This window comes from Pseudomonas sp. Q11, assembly GCF_024494355.1.
Classification (GTDB): domain Bacteria; phylum Pseudomonadota; class Gammaproteobacteria; order Pseudomonadales; family Pseudomonadaceae; genus Aquipseudomonas; species Aquipseudomonas hefeiensis.
The window spans coordinates 1-614 of sequence record NZ_JAKNQY010000073.1 but is presented as its reverse complement, the minus strand read 5'-3'; the positions used below and the strand labels follow the sequence as shown (position 1 = coordinate 614).

Sequence of the window (614 nt, the reverse complement as noted above, 5' to 3'; positions counted from 1 at the left end):
CTCAAGGTCACGGTCACCGGGGTTTGCGCCGGGTTGGTCAGGGTGGCGGTGTAGGTGATCTGGCCGCCTTCGGTGATGGTGTCGCTGGCGGTCAAGGTCAGGCCGGTGGCGTCCACCGAATCGGTGATCGTCGTCACAGCAGGCGTGGTGCTCGGCACCAGGTTTTCAAAGTTGCCGCCCGTGGCCCCGGTAATGGTGGTGCTGACGGTGCTGCCATTGTTGTAGACGTCATTGGCCGGGGTATCGACGTTGACGGTACCGGTGGTTTGTCCGGCGGCGATGGTGATGACCGAGCCATTGCTCAAGGTCACGGTCACCGGGGTTTGCGCCGGGTTGGTCAGGGTGGCGGTGTAGGTGATCTGGCCGCCTTCGGTGATGGTGTCGCTGGCGGTCAAGGTCAGGCCGGTGGCGTCCACCGAATCGGTGATCGTCGTCACAGCAGGCGTGGTGCTCGGCACCAGGTTTTCAAAGTTGCCGCCCGTGGCCCCGGTAATGGTGGTGCTGACGGTGCTGCCATTGTTGTAGACGTCATTGGCCGGGGTATCGACGTTGACGGTACCGGTGGTTTGTCCGGCGGCGATGGTGATGACCGAGCCATTGCTCAAGGTCACGGT

At 63.2% G+C, this 614-nt stretch carries 1 protein-coding gene; it reads right to left on the bottom strand.

Annotated elements, in window-relative coordinates; translation table 11 throughout:
- Positions 1-614: immunoglobulin-like domain-containing protein (locus tag MA884_RS27795; protein WP_256233484.1), on the bottom strand; the 614-nt coding region annotated here is incomplete at both ends.